At 71.9% G+C, this 18,290-nt stretch carries 17 protein-coding genes and 1 pseudogene; 8 read left to right on the top strand and 10 right to left on the bottom strand.

Going from position 1 to position 18,290, the window contains the following annotated elements; genetic code table 11:
- The first annotated feature begins 18 nt into the window (after nt 1-18).
- Together I4Q55_RS09315 and I4Q55_RS09320 are read left to right on the top strand one after the other, a co-directional pair.
- The gene (locus I4Q55_RS09315; protein WP_206785667.1) at nt 19-3,027 is read left to right on the top strand and encodes a BTAD domain-containing putative transcriptional regulator; all 3,009 of its coding nucleotides are present in this window, start codon (nt 19-21) and stop codon (nt 3,025-3,027) included.
- A 31-nt stretch (nt 3,028-3,058) separates the two neighbouring features.
- Nucleotides 3,059-4,285, top strand: a complete 1,227-nt coding sequence (locus tag I4Q55_RS09320; RefSeq protein ID WP_206785670.1) for an FAD-dependent monooxygenase — start codon at nt 3,059-3,061, stop codon at nt 4,283-4,285.
- On the opposite strand, the pseudogene I4Q55_RS49050 reads toward I4Q55_RS09320, so the two are convergent.
- From I4Q55_RS49050 to I4Q55_RS09330, 3 genes and pseudogenes are all read right to left on the bottom strand, one after another.
- A pseudogene (locus tag I4Q55_RS49050) lies at nt 4,254-4,979 on the bottom strand (class I SAM-dependent methyltransferase); the annotation flags it as partial. The gene I4Q55_RS09320 and the pseudogene I4Q55_RS49050 overlap by 32 nt on opposite strands.
- 45 nt (nt 4,980-5,024) lie before the next feature.
- A complete protein-coding gene (locus tag I4Q55_RS09325) occupies nt 5,025-5,474 on the bottom strand; it encodes an HIT family protein (protein ID WP_206785672.1) in 450 nt (149 codons plus the stop codon).
- A gap of 10 nt (nt 5,475-5,484) precedes the next feature.
- Nucleotides 5,485-6,603, bottom strand: coding sequence for a helix-turn-helix domain-containing protein (locus I4Q55_RS09330; protein ID WP_206785674.1), 1,119 nt, complete (start codon nt 6,601-6,603; stop codon nt 5,485-5,487).
- Between the two features lie 164 nt (nt 6,604-6,767).
- Between I4Q55_RS09330 and I4Q55_RS09335 the strand changes: the two genes are divergently transcribed.
- Nucleotides 6,768-8,021: a YncE family protein gene (locus I4Q55_RS09335; protein ID WP_206785683.1), complete on the top strand. Its 1,254-nt coding sequence runs from the start codon at nt 6,768-6,770 to the stop codon at nt 8,019-8,021.
- A gap of 172 nt (nt 8,022-8,193) precedes the next feature.
- On the opposite strand, the gene I4Q55_RS09340 is transcribed toward I4Q55_RS09335, so the two are convergent.
- Nucleotides 8,194-8,670 (bottom strand): MarR family winged helix-turn-helix transcriptional regulator, encoded by a 477-nt coding sequence (locus tag I4Q55_RS09340; protein ID WP_206785685.1) that lies wholly within the window; start codon nt 8,668-8,670, stop codon nt 8,194-8,196.
- A gap of 222 nt (nt 8,671-8,892) precedes the next feature.
- On the opposite strand from I4Q55_RS09340, the gene I4Q55_RS09345 reads away from it, so the two are divergent.
- The gene (locus I4Q55_RS09345) at nt 8,893-9,600 is read left to right on the top strand and encodes a DUF4142 domain-containing protein (RefSeq protein ID WP_206785687.1); all 708 of its coding nucleotides are present in this window, start codon (nt 8,893-8,895) and stop codon (nt 9,598-9,600) included.
- Between the two features lie 93 nt (nt 9,601-9,693).
- Here I4Q55_RS09345 and I4Q55_RS09350 read toward each other — a convergent pair whose 3' ends face one another.
- Entirely contained in the window at nt 9,694-10,293 is a 600-nt protein-coding gene (locus I4Q55_RS09350) for a hypothetical protein (RefSeq protein ID WP_206785689.1), read from the bottom strand.
- A gap of 218 nt (nt 10,294-10,511) precedes the next feature.
- Between I4Q55_RS09350 and I4Q55_RS50945 the strand changes: the two genes are divergently transcribed.
- Together I4Q55_RS50945 and I4Q55_RS09360 are read left to right on the top strand one after the other, a co-directional pair.
- On the top strand, nt 10,512-11,063 hold the full coding sequence (locus I4Q55_RS50945) for an N-acetyltransferase family protein (RefSeq protein WP_374194459.1): 552 nt from the start codon (nt 10,512-10,514) through the stop codon (nt 11,061-11,063).
- Entirely contained in the window at nt 11,005-11,514 is a 510-nt protein-coding gene (locus I4Q55_RS09360; RefSeq protein WP_374194460.1) for a TetR family transcriptional regulator C-terminal domain-containing protein, read from the top strand. The genes I4Q55_RS50945 and I4Q55_RS09360 overlap by 59 nt, the downstream gene beginning before the upstream one ends.
- Here I4Q55_RS09360 and I4Q55_RS09365 read toward each other — a convergent pair.
- Complete coding sequence (locus I4Q55_RS09365; protein WP_206785695.1) at nt 11,511-12,641, bottom strand: epoxide hydrolase family protein; 1,131 nt, start codon at nt 12,639-12,641, stop codon at nt 11,511-11,513. The genes I4Q55_RS09360 and I4Q55_RS09365 overlap by 4 nt on opposite strands.
- A 255-nt stretch (nt 12,642-12,896) precedes the next feature.
- On the opposite strand from I4Q55_RS09365, the gene I4Q55_RS09370 reads away from it, so the two are divergent.
- A complete protein-coding gene (locus tag I4Q55_RS09370) occupies nt 12,897-14,126 on the top strand; it encodes an HNH endonuclease signature motif containing protein (RefSeq protein ID WP_206785697.1) in 1,230 nt (409 codons plus the stop codon).
- A gap of 600 nt (nt 14,127-14,726) precedes the next feature.
- Here the strand turns inward: I4Q55_RS09370 and I4Q55_RS09375 are convergent.
- From I4Q55_RS09375 to I4Q55_RS09385, 3 genes are read right to left on the bottom strand one after another with little or no spacing between them, the layout of a single operon-like run.
- Nucleotides 14,727-15,506, bottom strand: coding sequence for an SDR family NAD(P)-dependent oxidoreductase (locus tag I4Q55_RS09375; protein WP_206785699.1), 780 nt, complete (start codon nt 15,504-15,506; stop codon nt 14,727-14,729).
- A gap of 22 nt (nt 15,507-15,528) precedes the next feature.
- Nucleotides 15,529-16,512: a glutathione S-transferase family protein gene (locus I4Q55_RS09380; protein ID WP_206785701.1), complete on the bottom strand. Its 984-nt coding sequence runs from the start codon at nt 16,510-16,512 to the stop codon at nt 15,529-15,531.
- An 8-nt stretch (nt 16,513-16,520) separates the two neighbouring features.
- Nucleotides 16,521-16,997 carry a MarR family winged helix-turn-helix transcriptional regulator gene (locus I4Q55_RS09385; protein ID WP_206785703.1) on the bottom strand — a complete coding sequence of 159 codons (477 nt, stop codon included), beginning with the start codon at nt 16,995-16,997 and terminating at the stop codon, nt 16,521-16,523.
- Between the two features lie 107 nt (nt 16,998-17,104).
- Here I4Q55_RS09385 and I4Q55_RS09390 point away from each other — a divergent pair, with 107 nt between their 5' ends.
- Entirely contained in the window at nt 17,105-17,662 is a 558-nt protein-coding gene (locus tag I4Q55_RS09390; protein ID WP_086865416.1) for a YceI family protein, read from the top strand.
- Between the two features lie 21 nt (nt 17,663-17,683).
- Here the strand turns inward: I4Q55_RS09390 and I4Q55_RS09395 are convergent, their stop codons facing one another.
- Nucleotides 17,684-18,289: a TetR/AcrR family transcriptional regulator gene (locus tag I4Q55_RS09395; RefSeq protein WP_206785705.1), complete on the bottom strand. Its 606-nt coding sequence runs from the start codon at nt 18,287-18,289 to the stop codon at nt 17,684-17,686.
- Between the last annotated feature and the right edge of the window lies 1 nt (nt 18,290).

An 18,290-nucleotide genomic window follows, 5' to 3' on the forward strand; every position in this document is an offset into this window, starting at 1 on the left:
TGGGCCAGAATCGTCCCTGTGCAGTTCGCCATCCTCGGGCCGGTCGAAGCCCGCCGTCGCGATGGGACCCCGGTCGCCCTCGGCGGGCCGCAGCTGCGGGGGCTGCTGGCGCTCCTCGCCCTCGACGCCGGGCGCGTCGTCAGCGCCGGACGGCTCATCGACGGCCTGCACGGCGAACACCCGCCCGAAGGCGCGGCCGAAGCCCTCCAGTCCCAGGTCTCCCGGCTCCGGCGGCGGCTGCGGGACGGCGGCGCGCCCGACGGCCTCGTCGAATTCACCCCCGCCGGGTACCGGCTGGCCGTCGACCCCGCCGACGTCGACCTCCACCGCTTCGAACGCCTCACCGCGCAAGCGCGGGAGACCGCCGATCCGGTGGTGAAGTTCAAGCTGTGCACCGAAGCACTCGCCCTCTGGCGCGGTCCCGCGCTCGACGGGCTCGCCGACCCGCCGCGCGCGGCCCGGCTGGCGGAACTGCGCCTGAGGGCGACCGAGGACCGCGTCGAAGCCGGGCTCGCGCTCGGCCACCACGAACGGCTCGTCGCCGAGCTGCGGGAGCTCACCCGCGAACACCCGCTGCGCGAACGGCTCACCGCCCAGCTCATGCGGGCCCTGCACGGCAGCGGGCGGTCCGCCGAAGCCCTCGCCGTGTTCGCCGAGACTCGGGAACGCCTCGCCGGCGAACTCGGCGCCGACCCGTCGGCCGAACTCGCCGACGCGCACCTCGCGGTGCTCCGAGCCGCCCCGGCCCGCCGGGTACCCGTGCCGCTCACCGGGTTCGTCGACCGCGCCGAACTCGGCAGGCTCACCGCGGCCCTGCGCGACGCCCGGCTCGTCACGCTCACCGGACCGGGCGGCGCGGGCAAGACCCGGCTCGCCCTCGAAGCCGCAGTCCGGGGGCTTCCCCACCCGGACCCCCGAAAAGCCGTGTGTTTCGTCGAACTCGCGACGACCACCGACGTCCCGCGCGCCGTCCTCGCCGCGCTGGGCCTGCGCGAACAGGGCGTGCTGACGCCGGGCACGGCCGCGGACCCGGCCGACCGCCTGGCCGCCGGGCTCGCCGGCCGGTCGCTGCTGCTGGTCCTGGACAACTGCGAGCACGTCGTCGCCGAGGCCGCGCGGCTGGTGCGCCGCCTCCTCGGCGAGTGCCCGGGCCTGCGCGTGCTGGCCACCAGCCGCGAAGCACTGGGCCTGACCGGCGAGACGCTGGTGCCGGTCGGCGCCCTGCCCGCGGACGCCGCGGCGCGCCTGTTCACCGACCGCGCCGCGGCAGTCGCTCCCGGCGCGGCACCCGATCCGGGCGCGGTCACCCGCATCTGCGCCGCCCTCGACGGCCTCCCGCTGGCCATCGAGCTCGCCGCCGCCCGGCTGCGGTCGCTGTCCGCCGACGACGTCGCCGCCCGGCTCGGCGACCGGTTCGCGCTGCTGTCCCGCGGCGACCGGACCGCCGAGCCGCGGCACCGGACCCTGCGTGGCGTCGTCGAGTGGAGCTGGGACCTCTTGGACGCGGACGAACGGCTGCTGGCGAGCCGGTTCTCGGTGTTCGCCGGCGGCGCGCGGCCGGCCGCCGTCGAACACGTCTGCGCCGGCTCCGACGCCGTGCTGGCCGGTCTCGTCGAGAAGTCCTTCGTCGAGTTCGACGGCGGCCGCTACCGGATGCTGGAGACCATCCGCGCGTTCTGCGCCGAGCAGGGCGACGACCGGCACGCGGCCCACGCCGGGTACTTCCTGGACTTCGCGTGCGCCCGCGAGCCGAAGCTGCGTGGCGCGGACCAGCTGGCGGCGCTGGCCGAGCTGACCGCCGAACACGCCGACCTGCACGCGGCCCTGCGCTGGAGCGCCACCGAAGACCCGCGAACCGCGGTGCGGCTCGTCACCGCCCTGTCCTGGTACTGGTGGCTGCGCGGCCTGCGCAGCGAGGCGACGCCGATCGCGGACACCGTGCTCGCCGCCGTCGGTCCCGAACCGCCGCCGGGACTGGCCGAGGAATACGTCCTGTGCGTGATCCAGGCGTCGCACACCGACATCGCGATCGAGCCGATCCTGCGGCACCTCGACGGGCCGCTGCGGTACCCGTACCTCTTCCTGCTGTGGGCGTTTTCCCCGCGCGCCAAAGCGGAAGACGGCGAACGGCTGGCCGCGCTGATCGGCCCGGACGCGTGGTCCCGGGCGTTCGCGCGGATCGGCGACGGCCTCGGCGCCCAGTACCGCGGCCGGATCGCCGAAGCCGAAGCGCACTTTTCGGCGTCACTGGACGGTTTCCGGACGCTGGGCGACCGCTGGGGCGAGGCGAGCGCGCTGGAGAAGCTCGCGGAGTTCGCGGACTGGCGCGGCGACCACGCGCGGTTCCGCGAGCTGATGGACGAGTCCGTGCGGCTGGCCGGCGAGCTCGGCGCCGCCGAAGACGCCGCCGACCTGCTCTGCCGGCGCGCCGACGGCGTCCTGCGCCACGGCGACGCCGAAGCCGCGAAGGCCGACTACGAAGCCGCCGCCGAGCACGCGCGCGCCGCGGGTACGCCGCTGACGCTCGCCCGCGCCCACGGCGGCCTGGGCGAGATCGCGCGGCGCGCGGGCGACCTCGTCGCGGCCCGGCGCTGGTACTCCGCGGCGCTCGCCCTGGCCGCCGACCCGGTGACCGGCGGCGAGACACGCATCCGCGTCCACACCGGTTTCGGCTGGACAGCGGCCGCCGAGGGGCGCCTGGACGAGGCGACCGAGCTGCACCAGGAAGCTCTCGCCACGGCGCTGGAACACGCGAACCTGCCCGGCGCGGCCCAGGCGATCGAAGGGCTGGCCGGCGTCCTGGCCGCGCGCGGCCAGGACGAGCGGGCGGCGTTCCTGCTCGGCGTCGCGGTCGGGCTGCGCGGCGCGCCCGTCGCCGGGGACGCCGACGTCGACGGCGTCGCCGGTCGCGTCCGGGCCCGCCTCGGCGCTCCGGCGTACACCGAGGCGTTCGGCCGCGGCCGCGAACTGCCCCCGGAGCAGGCCGTCGGGGAGGCCGGTCAGCGGCGGTTCGCGCTCGGTTCGTGACCGGTCAGCGGCGGCGTCGATCGTCCGGGGCATGACGAAGCACATCCTGATCTCCGGCGCGAGCGTCGCCGGCCCCGCCCTCGCCTGGTGGCTGCACCACCACGGCTTCCGCACCACCGTCGTCGAGCGGGCGCCGAGCCTGCGCGAAGGCGGCTACAAGGTCGACATCCGCGGCGTCGCGGTCGACGTCGTCCGCCGGATGGGCCTGCTCGAGAAGGTGCACGCGGCGAGCACCGGCATGCGGGGCGCGGCCTTCGTGAACAAGCGCGGCAAGCAGGTCGCCACCCTCGACGCGGACACGTTCGGCTTCCGCCACGGCGACGACACCGAGATCCTGCGCGGCGACCTGGCCCGGGTCCTCTACGACGCCACCCGCGCGAACACGGAGTACGTGTTCGGCGACTGGATCACCGGGCTCGACCAGCAGGCCGACGGCGTCGAGGTGACGTTCGCCCACGGCGCGCCCCGCCGGTTCGACCTGGTGGCCGGCGCGGACGGCCTGCACTCCGGCGTCCGCGCGCTGGCGTTCGGCCCGGAGGAGGACCACCTGCGCCGGTTCGACGCCTACATCTCGATCTCGACGGTGCCGAACGGCTTCGAACTGGACCGCTGGGAACTGCTGCACTCGGCGGCGCCCGGCAAGATGGTCAACGTCTACAGCACGGCGCGGGCGGCCGACGCGAAGGCGGCGTTCTGGTTCACCGCCCCCGAGCTGACGTACGACCGCCGGGACGTCGATGGCCAGAAGGACCTGGTGGCGGACCGCTTCGCGGGCCTGGGCTGGGAGATCCCGGCACTGCTGGAGGCCATGCGCGCGGCCGGCGACTTCTACTTCGACCCGGTGTGCCAGATCGTCATGGACCGCTGGTCGACCGGCCGGGTGACGTTGCTGGGCGACGCCGGCTACTGCCCGTCCCCGGCGTCGGGCCAGGGCACGAGCCTCGCCTTGGCGGGCGCGTACGTCCTCGCGGGCGAGCTGGCTTCGGACTTCGCGAAGGCATTGCCCCGGTACGAAGCGGTGATGCGGCCGTACGCCGAGAAGAACCAGGCGCTGGCGAAGACGGCGTTGCGCGGGATCATCCCGCAGTCACGGGCGTTCGCGTGGTTCAACACCCGGATGATCCGCCTGATGCCGTACCTGCCGGGGCGCAACCGCGTCCTGGAGCGGATGTCCCGTCCGATCCGCGAGGCGGCGAATGCGTTGGTGCTTCCGGATTACGCGGGCCGCGCAGCACGCAGGTCAACATCGGAAGGGTGAACTCGCCGTCGGCGGTCTCCGGTGCGGCGGCGAGAAAGGCCCTGATCCGGCCGAGCGTGTCCGCTCGTTCCCGTGGCGGCATGACCAGCACGCCCGCCCGGGTGGCCAGGGCCGCCACCAGGGAATCGGCCGTGCGGCGCTGCCCGTGCGGGAACTCGGCCCGCTCCGGCGCGGCCCCGGGGCGCAGCACCTGGGCTGTTTCGGCGCGCCAGCCGCTGGGTGTGTCACGCGGGCCGATCACCGCGCTTCCGGCGACCCGTGCCAGTTCGGCCACCCAGCCGACCCGGTCGTCCACGACGTTCCACAGCCCGGCCAGGATGCCGCCCGGCCCCAGGACCCGGGCGATTTCGGGACCCGCGACGGCCATGTCGAACCAGTGCAGGGCGTTGCCGGCCAGCACCGCGTCGACGGACGCGGCCGGCAGCGGGATCGCCTCGGCACTGCCCGGCCGGGCACGGACGTCCGGCAAAGCGCGGCGCAGCTCGGCCAGCATGGCCGGGTCGGGCTCGACCGCGGTCACCTCGAGCCCGAGGGCCACCAGCGTGGCGGTGAGCTTGCCGGTCCCGGCGCCGAGGTCGAGCACCCGCGGGCCGGGTGCGCGGTCGAGCGCCCAGCGCACGGCGGCGGCCGCGTAGTCCGGGCGGTGCTCGGCGTAGGCCGCGGCCGCCGCTCCGAACGACGAGGCGAGCTCCACCCGGTCACTGTAATCCGGGCACCACCCGGACAAGCTGAACAAGATTCAACGCGCCGCCCGGACCTTCGCCGCGACCTCCGTCAGCTCCTCGCGCGTCCGCACCCGCCAGTCCGCGTTCATCACGAAGCCGTCGCCCGCGAACCGGGGGATCACGTGCAAGTGGACGTGCGGGATCTCCTGGCCGGCGGCCTTGCCGTCCGCCAGGAACAGGTTGATCGCCTCGCACCGCAGGTGCGTGCGCCGCAACGCCGCCGCCAGTTCCTGGGCGATCGTGAACATCCGCGCGCCCGCCGGGGCCGGCAGCGAAGCGAGGTCCGCGTAATGGGCGCGGGGCAGCACCAGCAGGTGACCCGTGGTCACCGGGCGCAGGTCGACGACCGCCACGAAGTCGTCGTCTTCGTGGACGAACGCCGCCGGGGCCTGGCCCGAGCCGATGGCGCAGAAAACGCATTCTCCGGTCGACGTGGTGGCCGGCATGCGGCGGAGTTCAGCCATGCGGGTGACCCTAGCGGCCGCCGAGCCAGTGGTGCAGGGCCCACCACGACCGGACGGCCTCCAGCACGCCGCCGCCGCTGTTCTCCGCCAGGGCCACCGGGGTCAGCTCGGCCAGGCGGTCGAGGCGGTAGCGGACCGTGTTCGGGTGCAGGTGCAAGGCCTCCGCCGTGGGGCGCAGGCGTTGGCCGTGGTCGAGGTAGGCCAGCGCCGTCGCCGCCAGTTCGCGGTGGAACGCGTTGGCCCGGTCGAGCGCGCCGAGCAGGCCGGTGGTGAGCAGGTCCGCCAGCAGCGGCTGGGCCCCCAAGGCGACTTCGCCCGCCAGCGCCGTGAGGTCGTGGTGCCCGGGCCCGGCGATCCGCGCGGCCGCCGTGCAGAGCCGGTGCACTTCCGTCAGTTCGGGCAGCGCGGCCGGGGGTGCGACGACCAGCACGACGCCGTCCGCCAGGGAGACCCCGGCCGGCGGGCGCGCGGCCAAGCCGGTGAGCCTGCCTTCGACCAGCCCGTACACCCCGCCGAACTCCAGCAGCGCCTGTTCGAGCGTGCGGGCCCGCGCCGGGTCGCTGACGTCGGACACCACGCAGGAGTACCGGACGTCGGGACGCAGTCCCGCCTGCCGGAGCTCTTCCGGTGTGGGCGGGTGCCCGGCCAGCAGCAGCGTGCGCAGCAGCTGGGTCCGCGCGTCACGCACCGTCCGCGACAGCTGCAGCTCGGCCGCGTGGTAGCCCTTGACGATGTGCCGTTCCAGCGCGCCGGTGTAGCGCTCGGCGTCGAGCACGGTCTCGAGGATGACGTCGTCGGCCAGGCCCGCCGCCCGCGCGCGTTCGACGGCGAAGCGGGCCGCGAGCGTGCGCCCGGCCTGGACGCCGCGCAGCAGATCGGTGAGCGGCACACCCTGCGCGGCCCGGTCGGCGCCCAGCGCCTCGGCGGTCGTGTAGTCGGCGCTGTCGGGGTTCGTCGTGGCGCGCAGCGCGGCGGACAGCAGGAACTGGACGTGCCGCCGGTTCTCCGCTTCCGGCAGCCGCGCGACCTCGGGCGACTGGCTCCGCGCGGCCTTCACCAGCTCGTCCACGACGGTGTCATCGGCGGCCATCGCGTCCAGCACCTGCCGGAGGAGCGGTGAGGCCGGCACGGCACCTCCCGTTGTGGCAGGGCCACAACAGCGTGGCCGCGATGTTGGGCGAGCGGCCCTACCGGAGCGGCTCCGGTGGCCGGTTATCGTGACAATACCGGACAGTAACCTCGTTTCTCCGCGAAATCCACCGCACCTCTTCAATGCCGAAAGGGTGTCCCCCTGTGCGCAATCCCCGTCGGAAACGGTCGTACCTCTCGCGCCTGGCCTGCCTCACCGCCTCCGTCGCCCTGCTGGCGACCGGCGCCGCGGTGCCGGCCACCGGCGCGGTCCTGCGGGAGGTGATGTTCGTCGGCAACAACTGGGAAGGCACGGCGGACGTCATCCAGTCCCGCGGCTCGTTCGCCAAGATCGGCCGGGTGAACATCATCCCCGACAAGGACGAGCGGCTGCGGGAGATCTACCTCAATCCGATCAAGCTGGCGTTCTTCCTCGGCATCCGCAACGGGCCGGGCGAGGGGCACGACCAGTTCGTCGACGACATGTACACCACGCCGGACGGCGGTTCGGTCGTGGCGTCGCGGCCGAGCTTCGCCGACGTCGTCTCGATCAACCTGGCGACCGGCCGGATCAACTGGCGCTTCCCGGTGTCGGGCTTCCGCTCCGACCACATGGCCGTCTCGCCGGACGGCCGCCGCGTCGCCGTCTCCGCCTCGACGTCCAACACCGTGCACGTGCTGGACATCGTCACCGGCCAGCAGGTCGGCTCCTTCTCGACCGGCGACAAGCCGCACGAGAACGTCTTCACCGATGGCGGCCGGTACCTGTGGAACATGTCGATCGGCGAGGTGAACACCGACCTCGACGACCCGGGCTGGGACTTCACCAAGGGGGACCGGCGGATCACCGTGGTCGACGCGGCGACCTTCCGCCAGGTCAAGGTGATCGACATGCGCCAGCGGCTCGACGCCTTCGGCCGCGGCGACCTCTCGGACGCCGTGCGGCCGGTCGCGTTCACCCCGGACGGGTCGAAGCTGTACTTCCAGGTGTCGTTCTTCAACGGTTTCGCCGAGTACGACGTCGCGACCGACAAGATCACGCGGGTCAAGGAGCTGCCGAAGAACCCGGCCACCAGCGACGACCGCAAGACCTACGTCAACGACTCCCGCCACCACGGCATGTCGATGAACCCGGCGGGCACCAAGCTGTGCGTCGCCGGGACGATGGACGACTACGCCACGGTCGTCGACCGCGCGACGCTGCAGCAGGGCACGCTGGTGCCGGCGCTGAAGCCGTACTGGGCCACGGTCAGCGGCGACGGCAGTGCCTGCGTCATCTCCGAGGCCGGCGCCGACCAGGTCACCGCGATCGACTTCGCGACCGGGCAGAAGCTCGTGTCGGTCCCGGTGGGCGACCACCCGCAGCGGGTCCGCATCGGCCACGTGCCCGACGGCTGGACGGGACCCGCGCGGTCCTGATTCAGGAGACGGCGAAGGCCGCGGTCGGCCACCCGCGGCCTTCGCCGTCCACATAGGACACGCGGGCAGGCTCAGCCGGTGCCCGGCCCACGGTCCGCTCGCCCGGCTCGCCGGGGCGATGCGGGCCGGTTCGACCGGCCGCGGCAGCCACGGCGCCCTGCCGGCGTGGCACTCACAGTGCTGCCGGGCCGAGCGCCGGGATGGTGGCTGCCGCGTGCAGCAGCTGCCGGGCCGCCTTGCCCGCGGCCTTCCGCTGCGACGGCGGCAGCTTGTCCAGCAACGCCCCCAGCGCCGCGTGCCGCCGTTCGAGCATCCGCGTCACGATCTCGTGGCCGGACTCGGTGACCTCCAGCGTGACGACGCTGCGGTTGCCCGGGCTGCGGCCGCGGGCCACGTAACCGAGCGCTTCCAGGCGGTCGGCCAGCCGCGTCACGGACGACGCGTTGACGCCCATCGCCGCCGCCAGCTGCGAGCTCGGGACCCGGCCGAGGCGGTCGAGGATCAGCAGCAGCCGCGTCTGCGGGAACGACACCTCGGGTGGGGCCGCGTGCGCGCATTCCCACGCGATCCCGACCAGGACCACGGTGAGGCCGTCGAGGGCGGCCACGTCCGGGTCGGCGCCGGGGGCCGCGTCTTCGAGGGGTTGCATGCCGCAATACTTGCCAATCGCAAGAGCATCGGTCAAGATGGACATCCCCGGCGCTCGCCGGATGTCCGGCCGGATCGGCCCACCCTTCTCTTTCCGCATGCCCTTGGCATGCTCGCGCGCCAAATCCGTTGGCACGGAAGAAAATTCCTTCGGATTTCGCTGAACCTCCCCGCGACGACGTCCGTGTACCCCGTACCGAACTGTCGTCTCAAAGGAGGAACCATGCCGGATCACCGTGGTATGACGGGCCGCGCCAAGGCCCGGACCGCGCTGGTCATCGTGGCCACGCTCGCCGTGGTCGGCGTGGGCTCGGTGATGGTGTTGCAGGCCAACGCCCAGACCGCGCCCGGCTCGACGCAGGCGGGGGTCCCGGCGCACAACATGGCCGGCATGCAGATGGGCTCGGCCGCGCAGGCCGGGGCCGACAGCAACATCGCCGGCGCCGGACCGGTCACCGAGCTCGACAAGACGTTCCTGGTCAAGGTCCGCCAAGCCGGCCTCTGGGAGATCCCCGCCGGTGACCTCGCGCAGACCAACGCCAGCAGCGAGCAGGTGAAGCGCGCCGGGCTGCACCTGCTGGACGGGCACTCGCACCTCGACCAGCTCGTCCGCGAGGACGCGAGAATGCTCGGCGTGCCGCTGCCGGACAAGGCGACCGCCGAACAGCAGGAGTGGGTCCGCCAGCTGACCAACGCCAAGGGTGCGGAGTTCGACAAGCTGTTCGCGAACGTGCTGCGGTCGTCGCACGGCAAGATCTTCGCGACCATCGCCGAAGTCCGCGCGGGTACGCAGAACGACGTCATCCGGCGGCACGCGACGCAGGCGAACGCGACCGTCCTCGACCACATGACGGTCCTGGAGGACACCGGCCTGGTCGACGCCAAGACGATCGAGGAGGTCGCCACGGCGGTGAACCCGCCGGCGAAGTGACGCCGGCGATCCCCGGTAGCCGCTCGCCGGGGATGCGGGCGGCTACCGGGCCGGTGGCACGATGCCGTGAGCCCCGGCGGGAAGACCTCCGGCTCACGGGGCGAGGCCGTGCCGGGCCAGTTCATGGCCGGCCAGCTTCCCGATGACCTCCCGGTCGCGCTCCCGCCAGCCGGTCGCCGGTTCGCCGACCGAAGCCAACCGCCGCAACGGCTGGGTCGCCAGGGCCCGCAGGGCCAGGAGGTCCCGCCCTTCGTCGCCCAGGGCCCGCAGGTGGGCGGCCGCCGTGGCGCGGCGGGTGTAGTTCCAGCGCAGCGGCAGCCAGGTGAGCGCGAGGGTGAGGATCGGCAGCGCGATGATGATCGCCGCCAGCCACCACGCCAGGTTCTCGACGGCCTCGATCTGCCAGCGGCCCGCGTCCGTGAGCTTCGTCCCGACGTCCGAACCGCCGTGCAGGGCCTTGGCCAGGGCGTCTCCGACGAGCGGGATCCCGTCGGCGGAGTTCGCCGCGGAGTCGAAGGTGCCGCGCAGGCCGGTGCCCGCGTCGACCAGCCCGTCGCCGGGTGCCCGCAGCTTCATGACCTGGTCGTACACCGAGGTCCCGACCCGGACCGCGAGGACGACGAGCAGCACGGCCAGCAGGTCGCTGACGAGCTGGGCGGTACGGCGGACCGGCCGTTCGGCGTAGAGCTGCATCGGAGCTGCCTTTCGCGGTGGGGGAGCGCGGCCACGGCAACGTACCCGCGTCCGCTTGGCGCGAATCGCCGCGGCCTTCTATGACACTCGTCATGGTGTTTTTCGCGCTCCCGTGGTCTCATGTTCTTATGACCACTGTCATAGAAGGCGTGGACCACGGTGGCGTCGCCGCTCTGGTCGCGGCTTGCTCACCGGACAGCCTCCGGAGCCGGTTCCTGATGGGCGGCCCCGCCCGGCCGGCCGAGGTTTTCCGGCGCTACCAGCGCTTCCTGCTCGCCGGGCCGCCGGACGGCGTCGCGCTGCTCGCCTGTCGTGGCGGCATTCCGGTGGGGCTGCTCAACCTCGTCTCGGAGACACCAGGGGAGGCGGAGATCGGGATCCTCGTCGCCGACGCGTGGCAGCGGCAGGGGATCGGCAGCGCCTTGAGCCGGTGGCTGTGGGCGTCCGGGCGCTGGGCGGGCTGGACCGTGCGGGCCACCGTCCAGGCCGGCAACACCGGCGCCGAAGCGTTGCTGCTCGGCCAGGGCTTCCGGCCGGTGCCGTCGTACGAGCGCGGCGAACGCGACTTCGCGCTGGTCGTACCGGATTGGGCTACCATGACGGACGTCATGAAGGAGGCAGCCGATGACCAGGACACCGCGCGAGCGGATGGTGCTCAGCGCCGCGCAGCTGGTGCGGATCCACGGTGTCGGGGCGACCGGCATGCGGGACGTGGTCGCCCACGCCGAAGCCCCGCGGGGGTCCCTGCAGCACTACTTCCCGGGCGGTAAGGACCAGCTGATCGCCGAAGCGGTCACCTGGGCGGGCGACTACGCGGCCCGGCGCGTGGCGCGCGTCGCCGCGAAGCTCGAGGACCCGACGCCCGGGAAGCTGTTCGCGGCGATGGCCGCCCAGTGGACCGACGAGTTCACGGCAGCGGGCTTCGACGCGGGCTGCCCCCTGGTGGCGACGGTCGCCGACGCGGCGGCCACCAGCGACAGCCTGCGCGAAGCGGCCGGCAAGGCGTTCGAGGGCTGGCAGCGTCCGGTCGCGGCCACGCTCGAGCAGCTGGGCGTCCCCCCGGCCCGCAGCGGATCCCTGGCCGTGCTGATGCTCAGCGCCCTGGAGGGCGCGATCGTCCTGGCGCGGGCACACCAGGACGTCGCGCCACTCGACACGGTGGTGGCGGAACTGCGGCCGTTGCTCGACGGCGCCGTGGACAAGCGCCGCCGCCGGGTCTAGATGTCGCGGAAGAACTCGCGGATGTCCTTGACCAGCACGTCCGGCGCCTGCAGGGACGCGAAGTGGCCCCCGGCGTCGTACTCCGACCAGCGCGTCACGGTGTTGGACAGTTCGGCCAGACCGCGGATCGCGAGGTCGCCCCGGAAGTTCGCGACGGCGGTCGGGACACCGGAGGGAGCGGGCCGCTCACCCCAGCCGTCCTGACCGGCTTCCAGGTAGAGCCGCGCGGCCGAGCCGGCGGTGCCGGTGAGCCAGAAGATCGTCGCGTTGGTGAGGATGGCGTCCCGGCCGACGGGCGTCTGGTTCGTGGTGGCGGGGTTCCAGTCGACGAACCACTCGAGGTTCCACGCGAGCTGCCCGGCGGGGGAGTCGTTGAGGGCGTAGGCGAGGGTCTGCGGGCGGGTGGCCATCTGCGTGGCGTAGCCGGAGTGGGAGTACCACCAGGCTTCGTTGGCTTCCGCTTGTTTACGGTCCTCTTCGGACAGTCGTTCGAGGTCGCCGGGAGCGGTCGCCACCCCGGCGTTGGCCATGGCGTTGACGTGCACGCCCAGCACCGCATCCGGGGCGGTTCTCCCCAGTTCGGGGGAGACGATGCTGCCGAAGTCGCCACCGTGGGCGCCGTAACGGGCGTAGCCGAGCCTTTGCATCAGCTCGGCCCAGGCCTTGGCGACCCGGCGGGTGTTCCAGCCTCGTTCGTTGGTCGGGCCGGAAAAGGCGAACCCGGGCACCGACGGCGCGACGACGTGGAACGCGTCCTTCGGATCGCCGCCGTGGGCTTTCGGGTCGGTGAGGGGGCCGATGATGTCGCGGAAGTCGGCTGTGGTGCTCGGCCAGCCGTGGGTGATGATGAGTGGTGTCGCGTCCGGTTCGGGGGACCTCGCGTGGACGAAGTGGACTTTCTGGTTGTCGATTGTCGTTGTGTACTGGGGGTGTTCGTTGAGGCGGGCTTCCTGGGCTCGCCAGTCGAAGCCGTTCTGCCAGTAGTCGACGAGATCCTTCAGGTAGGTCTCGTTGACGCCGTAGTCCCAGTCTGCGTCGGGTAGTTCGCCTGGCCAGCGGGTCTTGGCTAGGCGGGTGTTGAGTTCGTCGAGGTCTTGCTGGGGGATGTTGATGTGGAAGGGATCCATGGGGTTCAGCTTGGCTTTGATCTAGGTCAGTTGGTGGCCTAGATCTTGGTCGGGTTTCAGGCACGGCTTCGCCGTGGCGTGGGAAATCGGCGCTCCACGGGGTTGCGTCACGTCGTTGGTCGCCAGCGCCGATTCCCCACGCTTCGATTGCCCTGCCGTGGTTTCCGGTGTTCTCGGGTGTGGACAGTGGCTTTACCTTTTGTTCCCACCGTATCGAGTGATGACCCTGTGTTCGATCGCCGGTAGCTTGGAGATATGACCAACGACGTGGCTCTCTCCTCCGAGGCGGTGGCTCTTGCCGACCGCATCGGCGAACTGGTCGCGTCGATGCGGTCTGCTGAGGCCGAACTTGGTGCGGTGCTGGTGGAAATCGAGCAGCGGGGTGTGATGGAGCTGTTCGGCTACCGCTCCGCAGCCCGGCTTATGGAGCACCTCGCCGATATGCCGAAGCCGGCTACGGAACGGCTGATCAAACGCGCCCGCTTAGTGAATCCGGGCCGCAACCTCGACGGCTCCCCGATTCCTGCCTTGGCTCCCGCCACTGGTGTTGCGGCTCGGGCGGGGCGGTTGAGCAACCCGATGATCGATGTGATCACCTCGGTGCTGGCTCAGGTTCCGCCCGAGCATTGTGTGAGTGCCGAGGCCAACCTGCTGGCTTTCGCTGAGGAGGCCGGGCACAAGCAGGTCGCCGCGCTCGGTGCCCGTATCCTCGCTCACCTGGTTCCCGATGGTCAGGAGCCCGACGACACCGAACCCGTGGTTCCCACCCGGGAGCTGTTCCTGCGCCGCAAAAGAACCGGGGTGTGGGAGCTGAGTGGCCGGTTCGATGATGAGACCGGCGCACGCGCCCACGCATTGTTGGACGCCCTCGCCGAGCGTCGCACCGGGGACGACGGCCCCGACTTCCGCACGACCCCACAGCGCTACGGGGACGCCTTCTCCGATGCCGTTGACCTCGCCCTCAACTCTCCGGATCTGCCGATGCAGGCCGGAGAACGAGCCCACGTCATGGTCGCCGTGTCATTGGAAGACCTGAAGTCCGGTGTTGGCAAGGTCACCCTCGGCGACACCGGCACCATGACCGCGGCCGAAGCGCGGGTGCATGCCTGCGACGCCATGATCATCCCCGCGGTGCTGGGCGACAAAAGCGAACCGCTGAACCTGGGCCGCCTCCGCCGGTTGATCTCCGCCGGACTGCGCCGCGCTCTCTTCCTCCGGGACCGGGGTTGTGCGTTCCCGGGCTGTCATCGGCCACCCCGGCACTGTCAAGGTCACCACATCCGCCACTGGGCAGACGGCGGCCCCACCAACCTCACCAACCTGGTGCTGATGTGCGCCCACCACCACCGGCTCCTGCACCGATCCGGCTGGGAAGTCCGCATCGCCCCCGACGGCCTCCCCGAATTCCTCCCACCAGTGTTCATCGACCGACGCCGAAAACCAAGGCGCAACAACCTGCACGAACCACTCCCATTCGCAGCCTGAACACGGGACAGGCCCGCAGCCACACGGCTACGGGCCCACACCCACGCGACGCCTCAACCGGCCAGCAACCAACAGAGGAACTAGGACCAGCCCGGCAATCGCCGCGAAAGAACACCACCAGCGGTGTCCAGCACCGCCCGCGCCGACAATGGCCGCACCAAGAGGTCCGCCGGGGCAACCGCGTGCGCCCGGCGGAGACTCGCCATCTGAGCCAGCTCCCACACCCACGCGCGAACCGCGGCTCGATGTCCGGAGGGAGGCGGGCAAGTGGACGCGACTGCGTCGCCATCGACCTCGCCATCCGCCCGCCGCGGCGTCCGGCACACCCGGGCACATCTCCGGCGCACGTCCGGCACACCGCCCCCGGCACATCTCCGGCGCACGTCCGGACGGTCCCGCCCCGCGCCCAGCCGAACTCAACCTCCGCACGCGGTCAGACCAGTCGGTCCTGCCCGTCGACCGCACGACCGAAGCCGTCCGCCCGCCCGGCCACGACCGGAACCTCAGTCGCGTCCCGGCTCTCGGGCAACCGGCCGCACCGACCAGCTCTCCCGCATCCCGGCGCGTGTCCGCCGGATGCCGGCACAGCTACCAGACCGCTCACGTGTGCGTGCCGCCGTCGATGCGGATCTCCGTTCCCGTGATGAACTTTCCGTCCTCCGAGGCCAGCATGGCCACCACTCCCGCCACCGCCTCGGGGCCCGCCACCGCGTTGCCCACCTCTGTCGTGTGGTCCGTCGGCAGGATCGGCAGCAACCGGCCGAACAACGAAAAATCGACGTTCGCGGGCAGCCAGCTCGCCGCCGAGTCCGTTATTCCGCTCTTGACACTGCCCGGGGCGATGCTGACCGCTCGCAGCCCCTGCTTGCCGTACTCCAGCGCCAGCGCGTGCGTGAACGACTGGATCCCGCCCTTGCTGGCCGAATACGCCGCCATGTACGGGTGTGCGAACGAGGCCGATGTCGAACTGAAGTTGACCACCACCCCCGCCGAAGACTTCAGCAAGGCCGGGAGGGCCGCGCGTGTCACCAGGAACGTGCCCGTCAGGTTCACCGCCAGTACCCGGTTCCACAGCTCCAGCGATGTCTCGTGCGTGTGCGACGCCAGCAGGATCCCCGCCGCGTTGACCAGCACGTCGAGGCCGCCGAGGGTCTCGACTGCCGCCTTCACCGCGGAATCCACCGAGGCTTCGTCGGCCACGTCCATCGGGACCGTCGTCAGGCCCGGGGGAGCGGCCGCCTGCGTTGCCGCAAGTCCTTCGGTGGCGACGTCGGTGCCGATGACCCGGGCACCCTCCTCCAGCAGGCGCAGCGTGGTGGCCCGGCCGATGCCGGAACCCGCACCGGTGACCAGGACCCGTCGATCGCGCAGGCGTTCCATGGTGATCACCGTAGCCAAGATCTCAGAGCGGCGGCACCCGCTCGTCGGCGGGCGGCGGGCCCGGTGGTGTCCCGTCGCCGAACGGGTGGCCGCCCAGCTCCTCGCGGCCGTGGGGGGTGAGCCAGCCGGACGGGTCCGGCCCGGCCGGCACGATGCCCGTCGGGTTCACGTTCCGGTGCACCACGTAGTAGTGCTCCTTGATCTGGGCGAAGTCGATCGTGTCGCCGAAGCCGGGCGTCTGGAACAGGTCGCGCGTGTACGCCCACAGCACCGGGAGCTCGGCCAGTTTCTGGCGGTTGCACTTGAAGTGGCCGTGGTACACCGCGTCGAACCGGACCAGCGTGGTGAACAGCCGGATGTCCGCCTCGGTGATCGTGTCGCCCACCAGGTAACGCTGACCCGCCAAACGCTCCGACAACCAGTCCAGGGCGGCGAACAACTTCCGGTACGAGTGCTCGTACGCCTCCTGGGACCGGGCGAACCCGCACTGGTACACCGCGTTGTTGACGTCGGTGAACACCCGCTGCGCCACGTCGTCGATCTCGTCGCGCAGCTTCTCCGGGTACAGGTCCGGGGCGCCGGGACGGTGGAATTCCGTCCACTCCGTCGACATGTCCAGCGTCATCTGCGCGAAGTCGTTCGTGACGACCTTGCCGGTCGGGATGTCGACGAACGCCGGGACCGTGATGCCGCGCGGGTACTCCGGGTCGCGCCTGAAGAACGCCTCCTGCAGCCGCTCGATGCCGAGGACCGGGTCGCGGCCACCGGGATCGAGGTCGAAGCTCCAGCTGCGCTCGTCGTGCACCGGGCCGGCGATCCCCATCGACAGGACCGGCTCGAGGCCCAGGAGCCGCCGGACGATCACCGCGCGGTTCGCCCACGGGCACGCGCGGGCGACCACCAGCCGGTAGCGGCCGGGCTCGACCGGCCAGCCGTCGCGGCCGTCGGCGGTGATCCGGTCCGGGATGTAGTTGAGGTCCCGCTTGTACTCGCCCTTGTCGGTCATCGGCGTCCTCAGCAGTCGTCGGTCGGGGGAGTCGTGTCCAGTGCCGCGGCCAGCCGGGCCAGCACCGGCCCGGCCGTGCGGATGTCCTCGGCGCTCAGGTGGTCGAACACCGCGGCCCGCACGCGGGCGAGGTGGCTCGGGTAGGCCGCCTCCAGTTTGGCCAATCCGGCCTCGGTCAGCACGGCGTTGGACGCGCGGCCGTCCTCGGCGCACCGGCGCTTCTCGACCAGGCCGCGGCGGGTCAGGTCGTCGACGACCCGGCTGATCCGGCTCAGCGACAGCCCGGTGGTCGCGGCCAGCGCCGAGATGCGGAGCAGGCGGTCCGGCGCCTCGGACAGCGCCACCAGCACCCCGTAGTCGGTGATCGCGAGGCCTGTCTCGGGCAGGAACTGGTCCTCGAGCGCCCGCGGCAACGCCGTCATGATGCGCATCAGCGGCCGCCAGAAGGCGGCTTCGTCGAGGTCGAGCGCGGACAGATCACCCATGTCGGCGACTCTACCGAAAGCTTGCTTGCGCAACCAGCCAAAGTGAGTACAGTGTCGTTGAACCCTCAATCACCGGGGGGTGCCACCACGAGGAGAGAAGAACAGCGATGACCAGCGCGACCACCTACCCCCAGCTGACCGGCGAATACACCCTCGACGCCGCCCACTCGCGGATCGGGTTCGTCGCCCGGCACGCCATGGTGACGAAGGTGCGCGGCAGCTTCAACGAGTTCACCGGCGCCGCGACCATCGACGGCGACGCCCCGGAGAAGTCGAGCGTCCAGGTGACCATCCAGGCCCACAGCATCGACACCCGCAACGCCGACCGCGATGGGCACCTGAAGAGCAACGACTTCCTGTCGATGGACGAGTACCCGCAGATCACCTTCACCTCGACCGAGATCAAGCAGACCGGCGACACGAGCTTCGACGTCACCGGCGACCTGACCATCAAGGACGTCACCCGTTCGGTGACCGTCCCGTTCGAGTTCGAGGGCTCGGCCAAGGACCCGTTCGGCAACGACCGGATCGGCTTCGAGGGCTCCACCACGATCAGCCGCAAGGACTACGGCATCACCTGGAACGCCGCTCTCGAGACCGGTGGCGTGCTGGTGAGCGACAAGGTCACGCTGGAGTTCGAGATCTCCGCGATCAAGTCCGCCTGATCCCCGGCGCGGGAGCCGGCCTCAGCGCCGGCTCCCGCTCGCCCGCAGGTTCGCGATGCCGACGTCGAGCGCCGCTTCCAGGTGGTCGATGCGGCCGGTCGACAGCATCACCACCACGCCGCCCTGGATGCCGGCCAGCAGGGCGGCCGCCGTGCGTCCGGCGGGGAGCTCCGGGGCGACCTCGCCGGCCTGCTGCAGGTGGCGGATGCCCGCCTCGATCTCGTCCTGCCAGCGCCGCAGCAGCTCGGTCACCACGGCCTGCGCCCCCGGCGTCGCTCGGCCGAGCTGGGAGATCAGCACGTTGAGCGGGCAGTGCCGGCCGCGGCTGTCGTAGTGCGAGACGACGGTGTCGCGCCAGCGCTGCCACGCCGCCCACGACGTCAGGCTGCCCAGCTGGGGCCGCTGGACTTCCAGGACCTGGTCCGCCTCGAAGCGGGCCACCGCCAGCAGGAGCTCCTCCTTGCCGTCCGGGAAGTAGTGGAAGAGCTGGCTCTTGCTCGTCCCCGTCCGCGCCCGGACGTCGTCGAGCGTCGTGACGGCGACACCGCGCTCGCGGATCTCCGCCGCGGCGCCCTCGACGATCCGCTGCCGCGTCGCGGCGCCCTTCGGGGTCAGCTTTGGACTCACA

This window comes from Amycolatopsis sp. MtRt-6 (genome assembly GCF_017308975.1).
Taxonomy (GTDB): Bacteria; Actinomycetota; Actinomycetes; order Mycobacteriales; family Pseudonocardiaceae; genus Amycolatopsis.